General features: G+C 63.4%; 18 protein-coding genes. 4 read left to right on the top strand and 14 right to left on the bottom strand.

Going from position 1 to position 20,975, the window contains the following annotated elements; all coding sequences use genetic code 11:
* Window positions 1–10 precede the first annotated feature (10 nt).
* The gene (nudC, locus tag DJ563_RS12120) at window positions 11–841 is read left to right on the top strand and encodes an NAD(+) diphosphatase (protein WP_274098593.1); all 831 of its coding nucleotides are present in this window, start codon (window positions 11–13) and stop codon (window positions 839–841) included.
* Here nudC and DJ563_RS12115 read toward each other — a convergent pair.
* The 13 genes from DJ563_RS12115 to DJ563_RS12055 all read right to left on the bottom strand — a co-directional run bounded on the left by DJ563_RS12115 (window position 809) and on the right by DJ563_RS12055 (window position 16,023).
* Window positions 809–1,588: a TSUP family transporter gene (locus tag DJ563_RS12115; RefSeq protein ID WP_274098594.1), complete on the bottom strand. Its 780-nt coding sequence runs from the start codon at window positions 1,586–1,588 to the stop codon at window positions 809–811. The two genes, nudC and DJ563_RS12115, sit on opposite strands and share 33 nt — an antisense overlap.
* Before the next feature lie 143 nt (window positions 1,589–1,731).
* Window positions 1,732–2,562: an alpha/beta fold hydrolase gene (locus DJ563_RS12110; protein WP_274098595.1), complete on the bottom strand. Its 831-nt coding sequence runs from the start codon at window positions 2,560–2,562 to the stop codon at window positions 1,732–1,734.
* Window positions 2,563–2,744: 182 nt separating this feature from the next.
* Window positions 2,745–4,091 carry a glutamine synthetase family protein gene (locus tag DJ563_RS12105; protein ID WP_434519720.1) on the bottom strand — a complete coding sequence of 449 codons (1,347 nt, stop codon included), beginning with the start codon at window positions 4,089–4,091 and terminating at the stop codon, window positions 2,745–2,747.
* Between the two features lie 15 nt (window positions 4,092–4,106).
* Window positions 4,107–4,658, bottom strand: coding sequence for a helix-turn-helix domain-containing protein (locus tag DJ563_RS12100; RefSeq protein ID WP_434519594.1), 552 nt, complete (start codon window positions 4,656–4,658; stop codon window positions 4,107–4,109).
* A complete protein-coding gene (locus DJ563_RS12095) occupies window positions 4,651–5,940 on the bottom strand; it encodes an NAD(P)/FAD-dependent oxidoreductase (RefSeq protein ID WP_434519593.1) in 1,290 nt (429 codons plus the stop codon). Before DJ563_RS12095 ends, DJ563_RS12100 begins: the two co-directional genes overlap by 8 nt.
* A 108-nt stretch (window positions 5,941–6,048) precedes the next feature.
* Window positions 6,049–8,007 (bottom strand): DNA topoisomerase III, encoded by a 1,959-nt coding sequence (locus DJ563_RS12090; RefSeq protein WP_274098607.1) that lies wholly within the window; start codon window positions 8,005–8,007, stop codon window positions 6,049–6,051.
* A 155-nt stretch (window positions 8,008–8,162) separates the two neighbouring features.
* Entirely contained in the window at window positions 8,163–8,597 is a 435-nt protein-coding gene (locus DJ563_RS12085; RefSeq protein WP_033696724.1) for a GNAT family N-acetyltransferase, read from the bottom strand.
* The gene (locus DJ563_RS12080) at window positions 8,590–9,756 is read right to left on the bottom strand and encodes a cupin domain-containing protein (RefSeq protein WP_274098597.1); all 1,167 of its coding nucleotides are present in this window, start codon (window positions 9,754–9,756) and stop codon (window positions 8,590–8,592) included. The genes DJ563_RS12085 and DJ563_RS12080 overlap by 8 nt, the downstream gene beginning before the upstream one ends.
* Window positions 9,757–9,837: 81 nt before the next feature.
* Complete coding sequence (gene purB / locus DJ563_RS12075) at window positions 9,838–11,208, bottom strand: adenylosuccinate lyase (RefSeq protein ID WP_033699922.1); 1,371 nt, start codon at window positions 11,206–11,208, stop codon at window positions 9,838–9,840.
* A gap of 189 nt (window positions 11,209–11,397) precedes the next feature.
* On the bottom strand, window positions 11,398–12,024 hold the full coding sequence (gene hflD, locus DJ563_RS12070) for a high frequency lysogenization protein HflD (protein WP_047581833.1): 627 nt from the start codon (window positions 12,022–12,024) through the stop codon (window positions 11,398–11,400).
* On the bottom strand, window positions 12,021–13,145 hold the full coding sequence (gene mnmA, locus DJ563_RS12065; RefSeq protein WP_274098598.1) for a tRNA 2-thiouridine(34) synthase MnmA: 1,125 nt from the start codon (window positions 13,143–13,145) through the stop codon (window positions 12,021–12,023). Before mnmA ends, hflD begins: the two co-directional genes overlap by 4 nt.
* Window positions 13,146–13,204: 59 nt before the next feature.
* A complete protein-coding gene (locus DJ563_RS12060) occupies window positions 13,205–13,645 on the bottom strand; it encodes an NUDIX hydrolase (RefSeq protein ID WP_274098599.1) in 441 nt (146 codons plus the stop codon).
* 152 nt (window positions 13,646–13,797) lie between these two features.
* Window positions 13,798–16,023: an NADP-dependent isocitrate dehydrogenase gene (locus tag DJ563_RS12055; RefSeq protein ID WP_274098600.1), complete on the bottom strand. Its 2,226-nt coding sequence runs from the start codon at window positions 16,021–16,023 to the stop codon at window positions 13,798–13,800.
* A gap of 414 nt (window positions 16,024–16,437) precedes the next feature.
* Here DJ563_RS12055 and icd point away from each other — a divergent pair, with 414 nt between their 5' ends.
* Window positions 16,438–17,694, top strand: coding sequence for an NADP-dependent isocitrate dehydrogenase (gene icd / locus DJ563_RS12050; protein WP_274098601.1), 1,257 nt, complete (start codon window positions 16,438–16,440; stop codon window positions 17,692–17,694).
* Window positions 17,695–17,763: 69 nt separating this feature from the next.
* Here icd and cspD read toward each other — a convergent pair whose 3' ends face one another.
* Entirely contained in the window at window positions 17,764–18,024 is a 261-nt protein-coding gene (gene cspD / locus DJ563_RS12045; protein ID WP_033696731.1) for a cold shock domain-containing protein CspD, read from the bottom strand.
* A 230-nt stretch (window positions 18,025–18,254) separates the two neighbouring features.
* Between cspD and clpS the strand changes: the two genes are divergently transcribed.
* Both clpS and clpA read left to right on the top strand, forming a co-directional pair.
* The gene (gene clpS / locus DJ563_RS12040) at window positions 18,255–18,617 is read left to right on the top strand and encodes an ATP-dependent Clp protease adapter ClpS (RefSeq protein WP_003251220.1); all 363 of its coding nucleotides are present in this window, start codon (window positions 18,255–18,257) and stop codon (window positions 18,615–18,617) included.
* 30 nt (window positions 18,618–18,647) lie between these two features.
* Window positions 18,648–20,918, top strand: a complete 2,271-nt coding sequence (gene clpA, locus DJ563_RS12035; RefSeq protein ID WP_033696733.1) for an ATP-dependent Clp protease ATP-binding subunit ClpA — start codon at window positions 18,648–18,650, stop codon at window positions 20,916–20,918.
* Window positions 20,919–20,975: the final 57 nt, after the last annotated feature.

The following is a 20,975-nucleotide window of genomic DNA, read 5'->3' as shown; positions in this document are numbered from 1 at the left end:
AACCCCCAACATGTCAGCACGCTGGACTACCGCAGTACTCGACCCGCAGATCACCGGGGGCTGGGCCGTCGCCCGCAGCCCGGGCGGGTTCCTGGTGGACGACAACGGCGCGCTGTTCCCCCGCGAGTGGCTCAAGCGCCAGGACCTGGATGTGCTGTGCGAACATGGCATCGGTCACTTCGATGGCCAGCCGGTGTTCCTGCTCGAACTGCGCACCGCCACCGAGGTGCCGGGGTGTGCCTGGCGTGGGTTGCGTGCGTTCATGCTTGAAGGCGACTTCGACCTGTACAAGGTGCTGGGCTACGCCGCGCAGATCGGCACCTGGGCCCGCGAACACCGTTTTTGCGGCAGTTGCGGCCAGGCGATGACGCAAATCCGTTGGGAGCGGGCAATGTATTGCCAGCCGTGCGACCTGCGCAGCTACCCACGCATTTCGCCGAGCATGATCGTGCTGGTCACCCGCGGTGACGAGATTCTGCTGGCGCGCTCGCCGCGTTTTGTCACCGGTGTCTACAGCACCCTGGCGGGCTTTGCCGAGCCAGGCGAGTCGGCCGAGGACTGCCTGGTACGCGAGGTGCGTGAAGAGGTGGCGGTCGAGGTGCAGAACATCCAGTACGTTGGCAGCCAGTGCTGGCCGTTCCCCCATTCGATGATGCTGGGCTTCCATGCCGAGTACGCGGGCGGGGAGATTGTGATGCAACCGGACGAGATCGAAGACGCCCAGTGGTTCAGCGTGCACGACCTGCCGCCGCTGCCGGCCGGGCGTTCCATCGCCCGCTACCTGATCGACCTGTATGTGGCTCGGCGTCTAGGCCTGCCCGAACCAGTGCTGCCACGCTAGGCGCACGGTCAAGGCCAGCACCACGGTGATGAACACCGGGCGGATGAACTTGCTGCCGCCGCTGATCGCCGTGCGTGCGCCGAAGAAGGCGCCGACCATCACCGACAGGCCCATGGCCAGGCCGACGATGTAGTCCACCTGGCCGGAAATGATGAATACTGTCAGCGCCGCGATGTTGCTGACGAAGTTCATGCTGCGTGCCACGCCGCTGGCGCGTACCAGGTCGATGGGGTACAGCAGCAGGGTGCTCACGGTCCAGAACGCGCCGGTCCCGGGGCCGGCCACGCCATCGTAGAAGCCCAGGGTGAAGCCTTGCGGCACTTGCCATTTCTTCTTGATCGGCGCATCGGCATCCAGCGGTGCCTTCGGCGTGCCGCCGAACAGCAGGTAGACCCCGCAGGCGAAGACCACCACCGGCAGCATCTTGTTCAGCCATTCGGCGGGCAGGTAGTGGGCGATCACTGCGCCCAGCGAGGCGCCGACCAGGGTGGCGAACAGTGCCGGGCGCCACTGCGCAGGGTGGAACAGTTTGCGCTTGTAGTAGGTGAAACCGGCGGTGGCCGAGCCAAATGTGGAGCTGAGCTTGTTGGTGCCCAGCACCAGGTGCGGTGGCATGCCGGCCGTCAGTAATGCCGGCGTGGTGAGCAGGCCACCACCGCCGGCGATGGCGTCGATGAAACCGGCGACGAAGGCGACCAGGGCCAGGATCAGCAGCGTGAGGGGTTCTACGGTGAGTTCGAAGGGCATTGGTATCTGGCAGGCAGGGAGGCAAGGGTGCGGCAAACGGCCGCGCTAGAAGTGGGACATGGTAATCCTGACGAGTGGGTGTTGCCAGTGCGGGCCCTCTCGCGGGTAGACCCGCCGCCAGAGGGGCCCGCACTGGCACCGCCTCAGCTGCGGATGAACGCCAGCAAATCGGCATTGATCACATCGGCATGGGTGGTGGGCATGCCGTGCGGGTAGCCTTTGTAAGTCTTCAGCGTGCCGTTAGGCAGCAACTTAGCTGACAACGGGCCGGAATTCTCGTAGGGCACGATCTGGTCATCGTCGCCATGCATCACCAGAACCGGTTGGTTGATGCCCTTCAGGTCTTCGGTGAAGTCAGTCTGCGAGAACGCAACGATGCCGTCGTAGTGCGCCTTGGCGCTGCCGATCATGCCCTGGCGCCACCAGTTGCCGATGATGCCTTCAGCAGGTTCGACGCCAGGCCGGTTGTAGCCATAAAAAGGCCCTGTCGGCACGTCGCGGTAGAACTGCGCCCGGTTATCTGCCACCTGGGCTTGGAAGCCGTCGAACACCGACTTGGGCAGGCCGCCCGGGTTGGCAGGTGTTTGCACCATCAGCGGTGGCACGGCGGCAATCAGTACCGCCTTGGCGACCTTGTCGCCGGGGTAGCGCGCCATGTAGCGCACCACTTCGCCGCCGCCGGTCGAGTGGCCTACATGCACCGCGCCCTGGATGCCCAGATGTTCGACAACGGCCGCCACGTCGTCGGCGTAGTGGTCCATGTCATGGCCGTCCCACACCTGGCTGGAGCGCCCATGGCCGCGGCGGTCGTGGGCGACCACGCGAAAGCCCTCGGCCAGGAAAAACAGCAGCTGGGCGTCCCAGTCGTCGGCACTCAGCGGCCAGCCGTGGTGGAAGTGGATGACCGGCGCATCGCGCGGGCCCCAGTCCTTGTAGAAGATCTGAACGCCATCCTTCGTGGTTACGTAGCTCATGGTCGCGGCTCCTCTGTGCAGGGGGATTGCCAAGTGAGCTATTGAGAATAGGAGAGATTTTGGTCTTGTCAGTACCGGCCCTTTCGCGGGGCAAGCCCGCTCCCACAGGTCTCCCACAAGGTTGGAGATTGTAGTGGGAGCGGGCTGGCCCCGCGAAAGGGCCAGCACTGACAATCAAGTCATTACAGGAACCATCGATATTCTCTGGCACTGACCTCCTGCATGAACGCCAGATGGTCCTGACGCTTGTTCTCGCAATACACCATCACGAACTCTTCGCCCAGCCCCTCATTCACCGCCGGGTGATTGCGCATCGCGGTTACGGCACTGAGCATGTCCTTCGGGAAGTCGATACCGCTGCCACGGTCTTCGTTCAGCGGCGCAATCGGCTCCCGCGCCGCATCCAGCCCATGCTCCATGCCACACAGGATCGCCGCCAGCACCAGGTACGGGTTGGCGTCGGCACCCGCCAGACGATGCTCGATGCGTAAATTGCGCGCATCGGACTCGGGAATGCGGATGCACGCATCGCGGTCCTCGAAGCCCCAGCTCGCACGGCTGGCAGCGTTGACCATGGCGCCATAGCGGCGAAATGCATTGTGGTTGGCGGCAAAGATCGGCATGCAGTGCGGCAGGGTCGCCAGGCAACCTGCCACCGCATGGCGCAGCGGGCGCTGCCCGTCGGCGGCCAGCAGGTTGTTGCCGTCGTTGCCATAGAGGCTCACATGCACATGCATGCCGCTGCCCGGGGCTTGCAGGTAGGGTTTGCTCATGAACGAGGCGCGCAGGCCATGCTTGAGCGCCACGCCACGGGTGCTGCGGCAGAACAGGGCTGCCCAGTCGGCGGCGCGCAGGCCGTCGTCGCAGTGGCCGAAATTGATCTCGAACTGGCCCGGCCCCAATTCCGCCGTGATGACGTTGGCGTCGACGCCCTGCGCGTTGGCCGTTTCGACCATGTCGCGCAGCACGTCGCTGAAACGCGACAGCCGCTCGATATGCATGTTGGGCTGATCGTCCGGGTCATCGCTGAACGGGTCGCGCGGAAACTGCGGCAGGCCTTCCTTGAGTGCCCGCTCAAACAGGTAGAACTCCAGTTCGAACGCCACCACTGGGCGAATGCCACGCCGGGCCAGGCGCTGCAACACGCGGGCGAGCACCTCCCGTGGCTCGAACTCGATGGGCGCGGCGGTGCCGTCAGAGCTGATCAGCATCTGCCCCAGCGGCTCGCGTTCCCAACTGACCGGCTTGAGCGTGCCGGGGATCAGGCGGCGCAGGGCATCCGGGTCGCCGTCGTTGAAGCAATAGTCGCCAATCGGGAACAACCCGCCCTGTACCCCCAGCAGCACGCAGTTCTGTGGGAGTTTCAGCGGGCTGCCGGCGGCGACCTTTTCCAGCATGTCGATGGGGTAGCGCTTGCCGTAGAAATGCCCGGGGATATCCAGGCTCAGCAGGTCGACGTGGCGTACGTCGGGGTAGCGGGCACGGAACGCGCGTACTTCACTGAGCAGATCGGGAAAACCTGTGGTGATGGTCATGCTGTGCTCTCATCGGAAGACCCAGAGGACCCGGGTCATCTGGTCGGTCAGGTTGGCGTAGCGGAACTGGTTGTGCGGGGGGAGCTGAAAGCTGTCGTTGCGCCGCAGCGTTACCGCCTCGGCGTGGCCTTCGCGCCAAAGCGTCAGCTCGCCTTCGAGGACGAAGCCGCCTTGCTCGGAACTGTCGTTCAGGTGCCCCTCGCCACTGCTGGCGCCAGGCGCCAGGTGGCTTTCGAGCATGGAGAAGCCGCCATTGAGGGTGGGCGATACCAGCACGTCGCTGATGCCTTCGGCGTAGTAGATCGTGCGCCGTTCGCCGGGCCGGGTGACCCAGTCCAGCGGGCGTGGCTGGCCGGCCTGGTAGAAGTAGGTGGTCGGTACGTGCAGGGCTTCGCTGATGGCCGTCAGGTCGGCCACGGTCGGCCGCGACAGGCCGCGCTCGACCTGCGAGAGAAAGCCCAGTGAGCGCTTGACCTTGCCGGCCAGCTCGTCAAGCGTCAGCCCGCGGTGCTTGCGCAGGTCGCGGATCAGCACCGCCAGTGTTTGAACTTCATCAGACATGGTCGCGCAACCTGTACCAGGCTTTGGCCGCGGCCTCCAGCGGTGCGGCCATCAAGTCGCCGCCAGGGAAGCGACCGTTGTCGATGCCTTGGTACAGCGTCAGCAGGTCGTCGTTACCGAGGATCGCATCGCTGACGGCCCGCGCCCCAGCCAGGGTCGGCAGCACGCCATGGCCGGAGAAACCCTGCAACCAATAGCGCTGGCCGTCACGGCCGATGTCGGGCGTGCGCTGGATGCTGCAGTCGATGTGGCCGCCCCAGGCAAAGTCGATGGCCACCCCAGCCAATTGCGGGAACACCCGTTCAAGGTAGGGGCGGGTGGCGCCGGCCACGTCCTTGGGGATGCCGCCCAGGTAGGTGCAGCCGCCGCCGAACAGCAGGCGGTTGTCGGGGGTAAGGCGGAAATAGTCGGGCACGAACTGGTTGTCGATCACGCAGCTGTTGCGCGGCAGTAATGATTTGGCGACGTCGGCTTCCAGTGGCGCGGTCGTTACCTGGTAGGAGCCAGCGGGCAGCAAACGGCGCGACAGTGCCGGGTCGAGGCGGTCGATGTAGGCGTTGCAGGCCAGCACCAGGGCCTGGCTGTGCACCTCGCCATGGTCGGTGCGGGTGACATAACCGTTGCCGGTCTGCTGGTAGTCGAGCACCTGGCTTTGCTCGAAGATGTGCCCGCCGGCAGCCTCGATAGTGCTGGCCAGGCCCTGGGCCAGCTTGAGCGGGTTGAGGTGTGCACCTTTGGCGTCATACAGCGCAGCCTGGTAGCGCGGGCTGTCGATCCACTGAGGCAGCTCATCGCGGCCAATCAGGCGCAGGGCGTCATAGCCCCACTTGGCCTGGGCGTCATGCAGGGCTTCTTCAAGCATCTTCACCCGCCGTGGCAGCACGGCGGTCCACAAGCTGCCAAGCCGGTAGTCGACATCGAAACCGTGGCGTTGCGGCAGTTCACGCATTTCATCGGCGGCCCAGCACATGCTGTCCCACAAGCGCCTAGTGCGTTCGATGCCTAAGGCTTTTTCCAACGGCGGCATGTCGCATGACCAGCCCAGCAACGCCTGGCCACCGTTGCGCCCGGACGCGGCCCAGGCCACGCGGCTGGCTTCCAGCAGCATCACTTGCTTGCCGGCCATGACCAGGCGCAGGGCGGTGTGCAGGCCGCTGAACCCGGCGCCGACAATCAGCACTTCGGTGTCGTGTCGGCCTTGCAGAGTAGGGCGTAGAGGAATAGGGGTGGGGTAGGTCTGGGCGTAGTAGGTGGCAATGTGTTGCGCGGATTGCTTGAACATGCCGGGGCCTCATGAAAATTTTTATGATTATTTTCATGAAAATTTAGCAGGTAAATTTCACGGCGCCAGTTTGTTTGTCGGCTTTTGTGGTTTTGGCATTGCAAGGGTTCAGGTTGCCGCCTTTTTCCTCGGTTGCCTTGGCTTGCCTGCGGCCGCCTTGCTTGCGGTGGTTTTGCCTTTCCCACCGCCCCGACGCTTCTTTTTCCAGGGGGGCGCGGCGCCGGCTGCCGGCCCTGTGATGGTCATGCGCATGCCGCTGCAGCGTTCAACCAGCTTGCCCATCCAGGCCGACTGCCGAGCGACGAACTCTTCCAGACTCATTTCACCGCTCTGCACCATGTCCAGGGCCTGCTCCCAGATTGCCGTGGTGCCGGGGTCGGCGATGGCGCGTGGCACGGCGTCGATCAGGCTGAAGGCCGCAGGCGTCGCGGCCAAGGCCTTGCCATGCTTGACCAGGTAGCCGCGGTCGAGCAGGCCCTGGATGATGCTGGCCCGGGTCGCTTCGGTGCCGATGCCGGTGGTTTCCTTGAGCTTCTGTTTCAGCCGAGGGTCATCTACCAGTTTGGCGACGTTCTTCATCGCCTTGATCAGGTCGCCTTCGGTGAAGGGTTTGGGCGGCTGGGTCCACATGTCCTTCAGCTGCAGGCCTTGTACGTTGCAGTCCTGGCCTTCGCGCAGGGCTGGCAGGACCTGGGCTGGCGCTGCCTCGCGGCCTTTGGCCGGGGTCAATGCCTCGGGCAAGGCACGCCGCCAGCCAGGCTCGACGATCTGCTTGCCCACGGCGCGCAGGGCATGGCCTGCACAGTCGAAATCGGCCTGGGTGCGGTCGTACTCGTGGTTGGGCAGAAACTGCGCCAGGTAACGGGCACGGATCAAGGTGTAGACCGCCTTGTACTTGGCGGGCAGGCGCGCGGGGTCGCTGGCTGCTGCTGTGGGAATGATGCCGTGGTGGGCACTGACCTTGGCATCGTTCCAGGCACGCGAGCGGCGCTGGGGCTCAAGGTGAGGCTGCAGCGGCGCAAGGCTGGCATCGGCGCGCTGCAACGCTGCGAGAATGGCGGGCGCCTCGGCGTGCTGGCTCAGTGGCAGGTAGCCGCAGTCGCTGCGCGGGTAGGTGATCAGCTTGTGGGTTTCGTACAGGGCCTGGGCGATGTCGAGGGTTTCCTGGGCGCCGAGGCCAAATTTTTTCGAGCACAGCTCTTGCAGGGTGCCCAGGTCGAAGGGCAGGGGGGCAGCTTCGCGCACGCGTTCTGTCGCCACCTTGACCGCTCGGGCCGTGCCTGCATTATTCATGTCGGCGGCAGCCTGTTGCGCCAAGGCCGGGTTGAGGCACCGGCCCTGGTCGTCACAGGCGTCCTCCGGGGCTCGCCATTGGGCATTGAAGCCTTGGCCGGCATGTTCGAGTTGCACGTCGATGGCCCAGAACGGCACCGGCACGAAGTCGGCGATGCTGCGATCACGGTCCACCACCAGCCGCAGGGTCGGCGTCTGCACCCGGCCTACCGGCAGCACCCCTTGGTAGCCGGACTGGCGGCCGAGCAGGGTAAACAGCCGGCTCATGTTCATGCCGATCAGCCAGTCGGCGCGGGAGCGGCCCAGCGCCGAGTGGTAAAGACTGAACGTCTCGTGGCCGGGCAGCAGGCGCGCCAGGGCCTTGCGGATGGAGGCATCGTCGAGTGCCGACAGCCACAAACGCTGGATCGGCCCGCGGTAACGGCAGTGCTCGACCAGTTCGCGGGCGATCATCTCGCCTTCGCGGTCGGCGTCGGTGGCGATCACCAGTTCGCGCGCCTCGCCGAGCAGGCGCTTGACGGCCTTGAACTGGCTGGCGGTCTTGGGTTTGACCAGCATCTTCCATTTTTCGGGAATGATCGGCAGGTCGGCGAGGTTCCAGCGCTTGTAGCGTTCGTCGTAACTGTCGGGCGGGGCGGTTTCGAGCAGGTGGCCGATGCACCAGGTCACGCAGACATCGGTGCCTTGCCAGCAGCCGTCGGCCTTGCGAGTGGCGCCGAGTACTTTGGCGATGTCTTTTGCCTGGGAGGGTTTTTCGCAGAGGAACAGGCGCATGGCCGCAAACGCTTCATCGGGGGTGATGGGCCCTAGGATGCGCAAGCAGGGGCGCAGAGGCAAGTTTTATCTGGATGGATGTACAGGTTTTGTCAGTCGAGATGTTTTGCCTGCGCTGCCCCTTTCGCGGGGCAGTGCAGGCAAGCGCTTAGGGATCAGGCGATTTCGCGAGAGTCGCGCACCATGTCCACATGCGGGATGCCGGCTTCAAGGAACTCTTCGCTGACGACGCGAAAGCCCAGGCGCTCGTAGAACGGCGTGGCGTGCACCTGGGCACTGAGTGTCTGCTGCTTCAGGTCGCGCTGCTGGGCTTCGATGATGACCGCATTCATCAGCGCATCGCCCACCTTCAGCCCGCGCCAGTCCTTGAGTACCGATACTCGGCCGATAGTGCCGTCGGGCAGCAGGCGGGCGGTACCGATCGGGTAGTCACCCTCCAGGGCCAGGAAGTGCACCGCAGTCGGATCGTCCGAGTCCCACTCTAGCTCCGGCGGTACGTGCTGTTCGGCAATGAACACCGCTTCACGGATACGCCGGATGTCGGCGTTGTCCTTATGCCAGTCGGCGAGGCGCACACGAATCTTATTCATTGGCGAATCCCAGGCTTCCTTGTTTGATCAGTTGCTGTACCAGCATAAGGCCATCTTCATCCTCCAACCACTCTGCAAGGTTTTCGATGTGTAACGCGTCCGCCGCACAGACCAGCTTCAACAGCTCACGCAGCTTGGCAGGCAGCGGGCAGCTACGGCCGCTGGCGAACAGCATCAGGTCGTCGTTGAGCTCGGACCAGGCCATGCGCGCACTAGGGTTACGGATCAGGATGGCGCCATCCTCAAGGGCTTCGATCAGCTCTTTCTCGTTCAGCTCTTCACCCACCACCTGCTCCGGGTAGCGCGGCTCGGTCATGAACTGGCCGAACCAGGTCAGCAGCAGGTCCTTGTCACCCATGTGCTTGTCGAGCAGGCCCTTGAGGCGGTCGAGGGCATCGTGCTGGATCTGGTGTGGGTCGCTGACCGGCTGCGCGTCGGCGTCGCTGTAGCGCTCTTCGTCCGGCAGGAACTGGCCGAGGAAGTCGGTGAAGTGGGTCAGCACTTCGGCAGCGCTCGGGGCACGGAAACCGACCGAGTAGGTCAGGCAGTCGTCCTCGGCTACGCCGTAGTGGGCCAGACGCGGCGGCAGGTAGAGCATGTCACCGGGCTCCAGGGTCCACTCACCGCTCTGTTCGAAGTCGGCCAGGATGCGCAGGTCGGCGTGCTCGATCAGCGGGCTGTCGCTGTTGCACATCTGGCCGATCTTCCAGTTGCGCTTGCCGTGGCCTTGCAGCAGGAACACGTCGTAGTTGTCGAAGTGCGGGCCGACGCTGCCACCGGGGGCAGCGAAGCTGACCATCACATCGTCGATGCGCCAGCTGGGCAGGAAACGGAATTCTTGCAGCAGTTCGGCTACTTCCGGGACGAACTGGTCCACGGCCTGTACCAGCAAGGTCCAGTCACGCTCGGGCAGGGTGGCGAAGACATCCTCCTCGAACGGGCCGCGACGCAGTTCCCAAGGGCGTTCGCCGTGTTCGAGCACCAGGCGCGATTCGACTTCTTCTTCCAGCGCCAGGCCGGCCAGTTCGTCGGGTTCGATGGGGCTGATGAAGTCGGGGAAGGCCTGGCGTACCAGCAGGGGCTTCTTCTGCCAGTAGTCGCGCATGAATTCGCGGGCAGAGAGGCCGCCCAGCAGCTGCAGTGGAGTATCAGGATTCATGTTCAACCTATTGAAAAAACGTAATTTTCGTCCGGGAATAAAAACGCCCGGCTAAGCCGGGCGTTGAACGCGACGGTCAGCTTAGATGCGTTTGGCCTGTGCTGCCGCGTTACCGATGTAGGTAGCAGGGGTCAGCAGCTTGAGCTCGGCCTTGGCGTCGGCTGGCATGTCCAGGCCGTCGATGAAGGTCAGCAGCGCTTCAGGGGTGATGCCCTTGCCACGGGTCAGCTCTTTGAGCTTCTCGTAGGGGTTTTCGATGTTGAAGCGGCGCATGACCGTCTGGATCGGCTCGGCCAGCACTTCCCAGCAGGCGTCCAGGTCGGCGGCGATGCGTGCGGTGTTGACTTCCAGCTTGCCGATGCCCTTGAGGCTGGCTTCGTAGGCGATGACGCTGTGCGCGAAGCCCACGCCCAGGTTGCGCAGCACGGTGGAGTCGGTCAGGTCACGCTGCCAGCGCGAGATCGGCAGCTTGCTGGCCAAGTGCTGGAACAGCGCGTTGGCGATACCCAGGTTGCCTTCGGAGTTTTCGAAGTCGATCGGGTTGACCTTGTGCGGCATGGTCGACGAGCCGATTTCGCCCGCGACGGTCTTCTGCTTGAAGTAGCCCAGGGAGATGTAGCCCCACACATCGCGGTCGAAGTCGATGAGGATGGTGTTGAAGCGGGCGATCGCATCGAACAGCTCGGCAATGTAGTCGTGCGGCTCGATCTGGGTGGTGTACGGGTTGAACTGCAGGCCCAGCTCGTCTTCGATGAAGGCGCGGGCGTTGGCTTCCCAGTCGATCTGCGAATAGGCCGACAGGTGGGCGTTGTAGTTGCCTACGGCGCCGTTGATCTTGCCCAGCAGCGGCACGGCTGCCACCTGGGCGATCTGGCGCTCCAGGCGGTACACGACGTTGGCCAGCTCTTTACCCAGGGTGGTCGGCGAAGCCGGTTGGCCGTGGGTGCGCGACAGCATCGGCACGTCGGCCAGGGCGTGGGCCTGGGCGCGGATGGCGTCGGCGATCTGGCGCATCAGCGGCAGCAGCACTTCGTCACGGCCGGCGCGCAGCATCAGGGCGTGGGACAGGTTGTTGATGTCCTCGCTGGTGCAGGCGAAGTGGATGAACTCGCTGACCTTGGCCAGCTCAGGCAGCTGGGCAGCCTGCTCCTTGAGCAGGTACTCGATGGCCTTGACGTCGTGGTTGGTGGTGCGCTCGATTTCCTTGACGCGTTCGGCGTGCTCAAGTTTGAAATCGGTGGCCAGGGTGTCCAGCACGGCGTTGGCTTCGGCGGAGAACGCCGGCACTTCGCCGATTTGCGGGTGGGCGGCCAGGCGCTGCAACCAGCGTACTTCGACCAGGGCGCGGAAACGGATCAGGCCGTATTCGCTGAAAATGGGGCGCAAGGCCTGGGTTTTGCCGGCATAACGGCCGTCTACAGGGGAAACCGCAGTGAGCGAGGAAAGCTGCATGGGGTGTTCTCGGACAGTCAGGCTTTTGGAAGGGCGCATATCATACATGAAAAATGCCTGTAGGAGCGGCCTTGCGTCGCGAAAGGGCTGCGCAGCGGCCCCGGCAATCTATGCTGGGGCGGCGATTCTGGGGCTGCTGTGCAGCTCTTTCGCGACGCAAGGCCGCTCCTACAGGTCCGGCGTTTTTCTTCAGGACGGCGTGCGCATCATGTCGTACAGTTCGTTGAGCAGCTTGCGGCGGCTGAACACCAACTGCCAGCGATGGCCGCCCAGTTGGCGCCACAGTCGCGCGGCGCGGATGCCGGCCAGCAGCAGGGCGCGGATCTTCGAGGCGTTGCTGGGCTGCTGCAGGAAGCGCATGTCGCCGTGTACCTGAATACGCTGGCGCAAAGTGCTCAGGGTGTCCTGGTACAAGGCTCCACTGGAAGCGATGACGTTTTCATGAACCAGGCCGAAATGGTCGGCCTGCGACTGGATCTGCGGCAGGCGGTTGCCGATGGTGTCGAGCAGGTCGCCGCGCTTGGCCAGCTGGCGTTCCAGGCCCAGCATCGACAGGGCATAGCGCAGTGGCTCGCGCTGCAGGCTGCTGGGGTCGCGCTCGAGCGCGCCGACCAGGGCGCGGTAACCGTCGCGCAGGTTGAGGTCGTCACCGCCGAACACCTCCAGGGTGTCCTTGGGGTCGCGTACCAGCAGGCTGCCCAGCATGCAGCCGATGTTGGCCTCGCTGGCCTGACCGGTGCGGGCGATGCGGTCGACCAGCACGGCGGCCTGGAACACACCGCCCAGGGCAATCAATTGCTCCTGCAGGTTGCTCATGCGCGCGGGCTCCAGGGCTCGGCGGTCTCGATCACGCCGCCACCCAGGCATACCTCGCCGTCGTAGAACACCACCGACTGGCCGGGCGTCACGGCCCGCTGCGGCTCGTCGAACACCGCGCGGTAGCCGTTTTCGCTGCGCTCAAGGGTGCAACCCTGGTCGCCCTGGCGGTAGCGCACCTTGGCAGTCAGGCGGCGTGGGCTGGACAGGTCGACAGGGTTGACCCAGTAGATGTCCGAGGCCAGCAGGGCGCGGGAGAACAGCCACGGGTGCTCATTGCCCTGACCGACCACCAGCACGTTGCGCGAGAGGTCTTTGTCGAGCACGTACCACGGCTCGTCACCGGCATCCTTGAGGCCGCCGATACCCAGGCCCTGGCGCTGGCCGATGGTGTGGTACATCAGGCCATGATGGCGGCCGATGACTTCGCCGTCGGTGGTCTGGATTTCACCTGGCTGGGCCGGCAGGTACTGCTTGAGGAAGTCGCTGAAGCGGCGCTCGCCAATGAAGCAGATACCGGTGGAGTCCTTTTTCTTGGCCGTGGCCAGGCCGTGCTTTTCGGCAATGGCGCGAACTTCGGGTTTTTCCAGTTCGCCGACCGGGAACAGGGTGCGGGCGATTTCCTTGCCGCCGACGGCATGCAGGAAGTAGCTCTGGTCCTTGTTCGGGTCCAGGCCCTTGAGCAGCTCGGTGAGCTCACCGGTGTCGCGGCGGCGCACGTAGTGGCCGGTGGCGATCAGGTCGGCACCCAGCGACAGGGCGTAGTCGAGAAACGCCTTGAACTTGATTTCGCGGTTGCAGAGGATGTCGGGGTTGGGCGTGCGGCCTGCCTTGTATTCTTCGAGGAAGTGCTCGAACACGTGGTCCCAGTACTCGGCGGCGAAGTTGGCGGTGTGCAGCTTGATGCCGATGCGGTCGCACACGGCCTGGGCGTCGGCCAGGTCTTCGCGGGCGGTGCAGTATTCGGTGCCGTCGTCCTCTTCCCAGTTTTTCATGAACAGCCCTTCCACCTGGTAGCCCTGCTCCATGAGCAGAAGGGCGGAGACGGAAGAGTCCACGCCGCCGGACATGCCGACGATGACGCGGGTCTTGGCGGGGTCTTTGAGTGCTGGGCTGGTCATGGCTACCGATGTGTATCAGAGGGGAAAAACGCCGATTCTATCAAACCCGAGGCCGCGCGTCAGTCGCGCAGCAGGGCGAGGCTGTGCAGCGGGCCGGCCAGGTAGTCGTCGAGGCAGCGCGGCACCAGCTCGCTGCGCCAGCGGGTGGGGTCGGCCAGCAGTTCATCGCGGGTCAGCCAGACGGCGCGGACGATGTCGCTGTCCAGCCCCAGGTCGGCGTGATGGCGCACCGGGCGTGCGGCGAAGCAGATGCGCTGGTAGGTCACACCATTGCTGGGTGCGGTGTACAGGTAGATGCCGACCACTCCGGTCAGTTCGACTTCCCAGGCGGTTTCTTCGAGGGTTTCGCGCAGGGCGGCCTGGGGCAGGGTTTCGTTGGGTTCCAGGTGGCCAGCGGGCTGGTTGAAGACATGCTGGCCAGCTTTGAACTCTTCGACGAAGAGGAATTTGCCCTCGTGCTCGACGACGGTGGCGACGGTGATATGGGGTTGCCAAGACACGGTCGATGCTCTCCCTAAGTAGCAAGTTTCAAGCTGCAAGCCACAAGTCGAAGCAGTACGCGGGCTGCTTTGACTTGTGGCTTGCAGTTTGCGGCTAAAAAGCACAAACCCCGGTGCGTGGCCGGGGTTTGTGGTGTTACATCAAGCGAACCTTACAGGGCGGCAATGGCGCTGTTGAAGGTCTGGCTTGGGCGCATCACCTTGGCGGTCAGCTCGGCATCCGTGGCGTAGTAGCCACCGATGTCGGCCGGCTTGCCCTGAACGGCGTTGAGCTCGGCGACGATGGTCGCTTCGTTCTCGGCCAGGGTTTTAGCCAGCGGGGCGAAGCGCGCCTGCAGGGCGGCGTCGTCAGCCTGGGCGGCCAGGGCTTCGGCCCAGTACAGGGTCAGGTAGAAGTGGCTGCCGCGGTTGTCGATGCCACCGACTTTGCGCGAAGGCGACTTGTTGGTGTCGAGGAACTTGCCGGTAGCCTGGTCCAGGGTGTTGGCCAGGACCTTGGCGCGCGGGTTGTCGTAGGTGTTGCCCAGGTGCTCCAGGGAAGCGGCCAGGGCCAGGAACTCACCCAGCGAGTCCCAACGCAGGAAGTTCTCTTCGACCAACTGCTGCACGTGCTTGGGTGCCGAACCGCCAGCGCCGGTTTCGAACAGACCACCGCCGTTCATCAGCGGCACGATCGACAGCATCTTGGCGCTGGTGCCCAGCTCCATGATCGGGAACAGGTCGGTCAGGTAGTCGCGCAGCACGTTGCCGGTCACCGAAATGGTGTCCTTGCCTTCGCGGATGCGGGCCAGGGAGAACTTGATGGCGTCGACCGGTGCCAGGACACGGATGTCCAGGCCGGTGGTGTCGTGATCCTTCAGGTACTGTTGCACCTTCTCGATCATCACGCCGTCGTGGGCGCGCGCTGGGTCCAGCCAGAACACCGCCGGGGTGTTGCTCAGGCGGGCACGGTTGACGGCCAGCTTGACCCAGTCCTGGATCGGCGCGTCCTTGGTCTGGCACATGCGGAAGATGTCACCCGCTTCGACGTTCTGCTGCAGCACGACCTGGCCTTTGCCGTCGACCACACGCACCACGCCATCGGCCTGGATCTGGAAGGTCTTGTCGTGGGAGCCATACTCTTCGGCTTTCTGCGCCATCAGGCCGACGTTCGGTACGCTGCCCATGGTGGTCGGGTCGAAGGCGCCGTTGGCCTTGCAGTCTTCGATGGTGGCCTGGTAGATGCCGGCGTAGCAGCGGTCCGGGATGATCGCCTTGGCGTCCTGCAGCTCACCAGCGGTGTTCCACATCTTGCCCGAGTCACGGATCATGGCCGGCATCGAGGCGTCGACGATGACGTCGCTCGGCACGTGCAGGTTGGTGATGCCTTTGTCGGAGTTGACCATGGCCAGGGCCGGGCGAACGGCGTACAGGGCCTGGATGTCGGCTTCGATCTCGGCCTGCTTGTCAGCTGGCAGGTCCTTGATGCGGGCGTACAGGTCGCCGATGCCGTTGTTGGCGTTGAAGCCCACTTCAGCCAGTGCGGCGGCGTGCTTGGCCAGCACGTCGTTGTAGAACGCTTCGACGATGACGCCGAACATGATCGGGTCGGAGACCTTCATCATGGTGGCTTTCAGGTGCACCGACAGCAGCACGCCAGAGGCCTTGGCATCGGCGATCTGCTCGGCGATGAAGGCTTGCAGGGCCTTGCGGCTCATGGTGGCGCAGTCGACGATCTCGGCAGCTTTGACCGCAGTCTTGGCTTTCAGAACGGTGGTGGTGCCGTCTTTGCCGACCAGCTCGATGCGCAGGCTGTCGTCAGCCTCGATCAGCGCGGCCTTTTCGCTGCCGTAGAAGTCGCCTTGGGTCATGTGGGCAACGTGCGACTGCGAGTCGGCAGCCCAGGCGCCCATCTTGTGCGGGTGCTTGCGTGCGTAGTTCTTGACCGACAGCGGGGCGCGGCGGTCGGAGTTGCCTTCGCGCAGTACCGGGTTGACGGCGCTGCCCTTGATGCGGTCGTAGCGGGCGCGGGATTCTTTCTCGGCCTCGGTGGACGGCTCGTCGGCGTAGTCGGGGATGTTGAAGCCTTTGCCTTGCAGTTCCTTGATCGCGGCCTTGAGCTGCGGTACCGAGGCGCTGATGTTTGGCAGCTTGATGATGTTGGCTTCAGGGGTGGTAGCCAGTTGGCCCAGTTCCGCCAAGTGATCGCCTACTTGCTTCTCGGCGCCCAGTTGCTCCGGGAAAGCCGCGAGGATACGGCCAGCCAGGGAAATGTCGCGAGTTTCGACGGCGATGTCGGCCGAGGCGGTGAACGCTTCGACGATCGGCAGCAGCGAGTAGGTGGCGAGGGCAGGGGCTTCGTCGGTGAAGGTATAGATGATCTTGGAACGGGTGGGCATGCGGTTTAACTCTCTATGTGCTGAGCGTACTCGAGTCTCGAGGTGCGCAGGGTAGGCGCTTCGCCCTGGCGACGCCATGAGCGGAAAGTCGAGAGGCTGCGAGCGGTGATGGTGGATGCATCAGTCGAGCGTCAAGTGCTGAACTGCGGTAACAGCCCAGGCTTCGTGGCCGTTCTTGGCCAAGGGCGAGCCGCATTTTCCAAGGGTTCGCCCCGATGACCCTACGGTCGCGGCGCAGTATATCAAACCAATCGGGCTATTCAGCAAGGCGAAGTGACATCGGCGCCATTTATAAGACCAAAGACGTAGGGGCAATGTGGCGCGTTGTCGCAGCGCTTGCAGGTCAGCAGATGTGGTTTAGGCTCAGTGGATCGCACGATGTCCAATCACACCCGAAAGCGGAGTAGTGCAAGCATGGGATACCAGAAAATCAAGGTTCCGACCGACGGCACCAAGATCACCGTCAATGCAGACCATTCGCTCAATGTGCCCGACAACCCCATCATTCCCTATATCGAAGGCGACGGGATCGGCGTCGATGTCTCGCCGGTGATGATCAAAGTGGTGGATGCTGCCGTACAGAAAGCCTACGGCGGCAAGCGCAAGATTGCCTGGATGGAGGTGTACGCGGGCGAGAAGGCCACCCAGGTCTATGACCAGGACACCTGGCTGCCGCAGGAAACCCTCGATGCGGTGCGTGAGTACGTGGTGTCGATCAAGGGCCCGCTGACCACGCCGGTCGGCGGTGGCATCCGCTCACTGAACGTGGCCTTGCGCCAGCAGCTTGACCTGTACGTGTGTCTGCGCCCGGTGGTGTGGTTCCAGGGCGTGCCGAGCCCGGTGAAAAAGCCTGGCGATGTCGACATGGTGATCTTCCGTGAAAACTCCGAAGACATCTATGCGGGCATCGAATGGAAAGCCGGTTCGCCTGAGGCGAACAAGGTGATCAAGTTCCTCAAGGAGGAAATGGGCGTCACCAAGATCCGCTTCGACCAGGACTGCGGCATCGGGGTCAAGCCCGTCTCCAGGGAGGGCACCCAGCGCCTGGTGCGCAAGGCGTTGCAGTACGTGGTGGACAACGACCGCGAATCGCTCACCCTGGTGCACAAGGGCAACATCATGAAGTTCACCGAAGGCGCCTTCAAGGACTGGGGCTACGAGGTGGCCCGCGACGAGTTTGGCGCCGAGCTGCTCGACGGCGGCCCCTGGATGAAGTTCAACAACCCCAAGACCGGTCGCGAGGTCATCGTCAAGGATGCCATCGCCGACGCCATGCTCCAGCAGATCCTGCTGCGCCCGGCCGAGTACGACGTGATCGCCACCCTCAACCTCAACGGTGACTACCTGTCTGACGCCTTGGCGGCGGAAGTGGGCGGTATCGGCATCGCGCCGGGCGCCAACCTGTCCGACACCGTGGCCATGTTCGAGGCCACCCACGGCACTGCGCCCAAGTATGCCGGGCAAGACAAGGTCAACCCGGGTTCGGTGATTCTGTCGGCAGAAATGATGCTGCGCCACATGGGCTGGACCGAGGCGGCCGACCTGATCATCAAGGGCACCAACGGCGCGATTGCTGCCAAGACCGTGACCTACGACTTCGAGCGCCTGATGGAAGGGGCGAAGCTGGTGGGCAGTTCGGGCTTTGGCGATGAAATGATCAAGCATATGTGAGGCAAGAGAAAACCGGTCGCCTGGCTAAAGAGGCGACCGGTTTTTTCGTATACCGACACGGAGCAGGGTTCAGGCTCTGGCGGTTTCGCTCGCGGTCTGGCTTTGGGCCTTGGCAGCCGCAGCGGTAACGGCGTCCATTATCTTGACCGCGTGCAGGCCTTTGGGGCCCTGGATGATTTCGAATTCCACGGCCTGGCCAGCCTTGAGCGTCTTGTATCCGTCCATCTGGATGGCCGAGTAGTGAGCGAACAGGTCATCGGATTTACCATCCTCGTTGATGAATCCGTAGCCCTTGGCATTGTTGAACCACTTGACTTTACCGCTTGCCATCCCTATGTCCCTCTGCAAAGGACTCCATCACTGGAGTATCATCCACTTCATCCGCATACGAACCATGCGAAAAATCTGGTTGACTGCGCGGATCTTTATCGACCACGGTGGGTTCTTATTGGTTGTAACACCGTTTTGCCGATAGTCAAGGTCAGGCGGCGCGTGCGCCGTAGGCGAACTTTGCGCTCAACCGACAACTTTAACCTGTCGATCATGATGAAATTCTTTCCATGCATGCACCTAGTGAGATTCGACTAACATTCAATCAGGATCGCCCGCAATCGAATGAGGACGACGGCTCAGGTCTTGCTGTCCAGGAAGCCAAGCCGATCCTGCAGGCGCCACCGATGTACAAGGTGGTTTTGTTCAACGATGACTACACACCGATGGATTTCGTCGTCGAAGTGCTCGAGACGTTCTTCAGTCTGAACCGCGAGCTGGCGACCAAGATCATGCTGACCGTCCATACCGAGGGGCGGGCAGTGTGCGGATTGTTTACCCGTGACATCGCCGAAACAAAGGCCATGCAGGTCAACCAATACGCCAGGGAAAGCCAGCATCCGCTACTCTGTGAAATCGAGAAGGACGGTTAATCGCCGACCACTTGGGTATGAGGTGAAGCTATGTTAAACCGCGAGCTCGAAGTCACCCTCAATCTGGCCTTCAAGGAGGCTCGTTCGAAACGTCATGAATTCATGACCGTCGAACATCTGCTGCTGGCACTCCTTGACAATGAGGCTGCCGCGACCGTTCTGCGCGCCTGTGGCGCCAATCTCGACAAACTCAAGCACGATCTGCAAGAGTTCATCGATTCCACTACGCCCCTGATTCCGGTCAACGATGAAGACCGCGAGACCCAGCCAACCCTGGGCTTCCAGCGTGTGCTGCAGCGTGCCGTGTTCCATGTGCAAAGCTCCGGCAAGCGTGAAGTGACCGGCGCCAACGTGCTGGTGGCGATCTTCAGCGAACAGGAAAGCCAGGCCGTGTTCCTGCTCAAGCAGCAGAGCGTGGCCCGGATCGACGTGGTCAACTATATCGCCCATGGCATTTCCAAGGTGCCGGGCCATGGCCCGAACACTGAAGGCGACCAGGAAATGCAGGACGAGGACGGTGGCGAAACGTCATCGTCGAGCAACCCGCTGGATGCTTACGCCAGCAACCTGAACGAGCTGGCCCGCGCCGGGCGCATCGACCCGCTGGTCGGGCGCGAGCAGGAGGTCGAGCGCGTCGCGCAGATTCTGGCGCGTCGGCGCAAGAACAACCCGCTGCTGGTGGGTGAGGCCGGGGTAGGCAAAACTGCCATTGCCGAAGGCCTGGCCAAGCGTATCGTCGACGGTCAGGTGCCAGACCTGCTGGCCCAGAGCGTGGTGTACTCCCTCGACTTGGGTGCGCTGCTGGCCGGCACCAAGTACCGTGGCGACTTCGAGAAGCGTTTCAAGGCGCTGCTCGGCGAGCTGCGCAAACGCCCGCAGGCGATCCTGTTCATCGATGAGATCCACACCATCATCGGTGCCGGTGCGGCGTCTGGTGGGGTCATGGATGCGTCCAACCTGCTCAAGCCGCTGCTGTCGTCTGGCGACATTCGCTGCATTGGTTCGACCACCTTCCAGGAGTTTCGCGGCATCTTCGAGAAGGACCGTGCCTTGGCGCGGCGCTTCCAGAAGGTCGATGTCAGCGAGCCTTCGGTGGAAGACACCGTGGGCATCCTGCGCGGGCTCAAGGGCCGGTTCGAGAGCCATCACAACATCGAGTACAGCGACGAAGCCCTGCGCGCCGCCGCCGAGCTGGCCTCGCGCTACATCAATGACCGGCACATGCCGGACAAGGCCATCGATGTGATCGACGAGGCGGGTGCCTACCAGCGCCTGCAGCCAGAGGCGAACCGGGTCAAACGCATCGACGTGCCGCAAGTTGAAGACATCGTCGCCAAGATTGCACGGATTCCGCCGAAGCATGTCAGCAGCTCCGACAAGGAACTGTTGCGTAACCTGGAGCGTGACCTGAAGCTGACCGTGTTCGGGCAGGACCCTGCCATCGACTCGCTGTCGACCGCGATCAAGCTGTCCCGTGCCGGGCTCAAGGCGCCCGACAAGCCGGTCGGCTCGTTCCTGTTCGCCGGGCCTACCGGTGTCGGCAAGACCGAAGCGGCGCGGCAGCTGGCCAAGGCGCTGGGCGTGGAGCTGGTGCGCTTCGACATGTCCGAGTACATGGAGCGGCATACCGTTTCGCGCCTGATCGGTGCTCCGCCCGGTTATGTCGGGTTCGACCAGGGTGGCCTGTTGACCGAGGCAATCACCAAGCAGCCGCATTGCGTCCTGCTGCTGGACGAAATCGAGAAGGCGCACCCGGAAGTCTTCAACCTGCTGCTGCAAGTGATGGACCACGGTACGCTGACCGACAACAACGGGCGCAAGGCGGACTTCCGTAACGTGATCCTGATCATGACCACCAACGCCGGGGCAGAAACCGCGGCGCGGGCATCGATCGGGTTTACCCATCAGGACCATGCGTCCGATGCCATGGAAGTCATCCGCAAGAGCTTCACGCCGGAGTTCCGCAACCGTCTGGACACCATCATCCAGTTTGGCCGCCTGAGCCACGAGACGATCAAGAGCATCGTCGACAAGTTCCTCATCGAGCTGCAGGCCCAGCTGGAAGACAAGCGTGTGCTGCTGGAAGTCAGTGATGACGCCCGCGGCTGGCTGGCGGCCTCGGGCTACGATGTGCAGATGGGCGCGCGGCCAATGGCGCGGCTGATCCAGGACAAGATCAAACGGCCACTGGCCGAGGAGATCCTGTTTGGCGAGCTGGCCGAGCATGGTGGCGTGGTGCACGTCGACCTGCGCGATGGCGAACTGGTGTTCGACTTCGAGACCACGGCTGAGGTGGCGTGACAGTGGGGCCGCTATGCGGCCCTTTCTCGCCGTACCTACAGGTTTCCGCGATCCTGT

The sequence above is a fragment of the Pseudomonas sp. NFX1 genome (genome assembly GCF_051123555.1).
Classification (GTDB): domain Bacteria; phylum Pseudomonadota; class Gammaproteobacteria; order Pseudomonadales; family Pseudomonadaceae; genus Aquipseudomonas; species Aquipseudomonas capeferrum.
The sequence above is the reverse complement of the archived record's forward strand: the minus strand, read 5'-3'. Positions and strand labels throughout refer to the sequence as shown.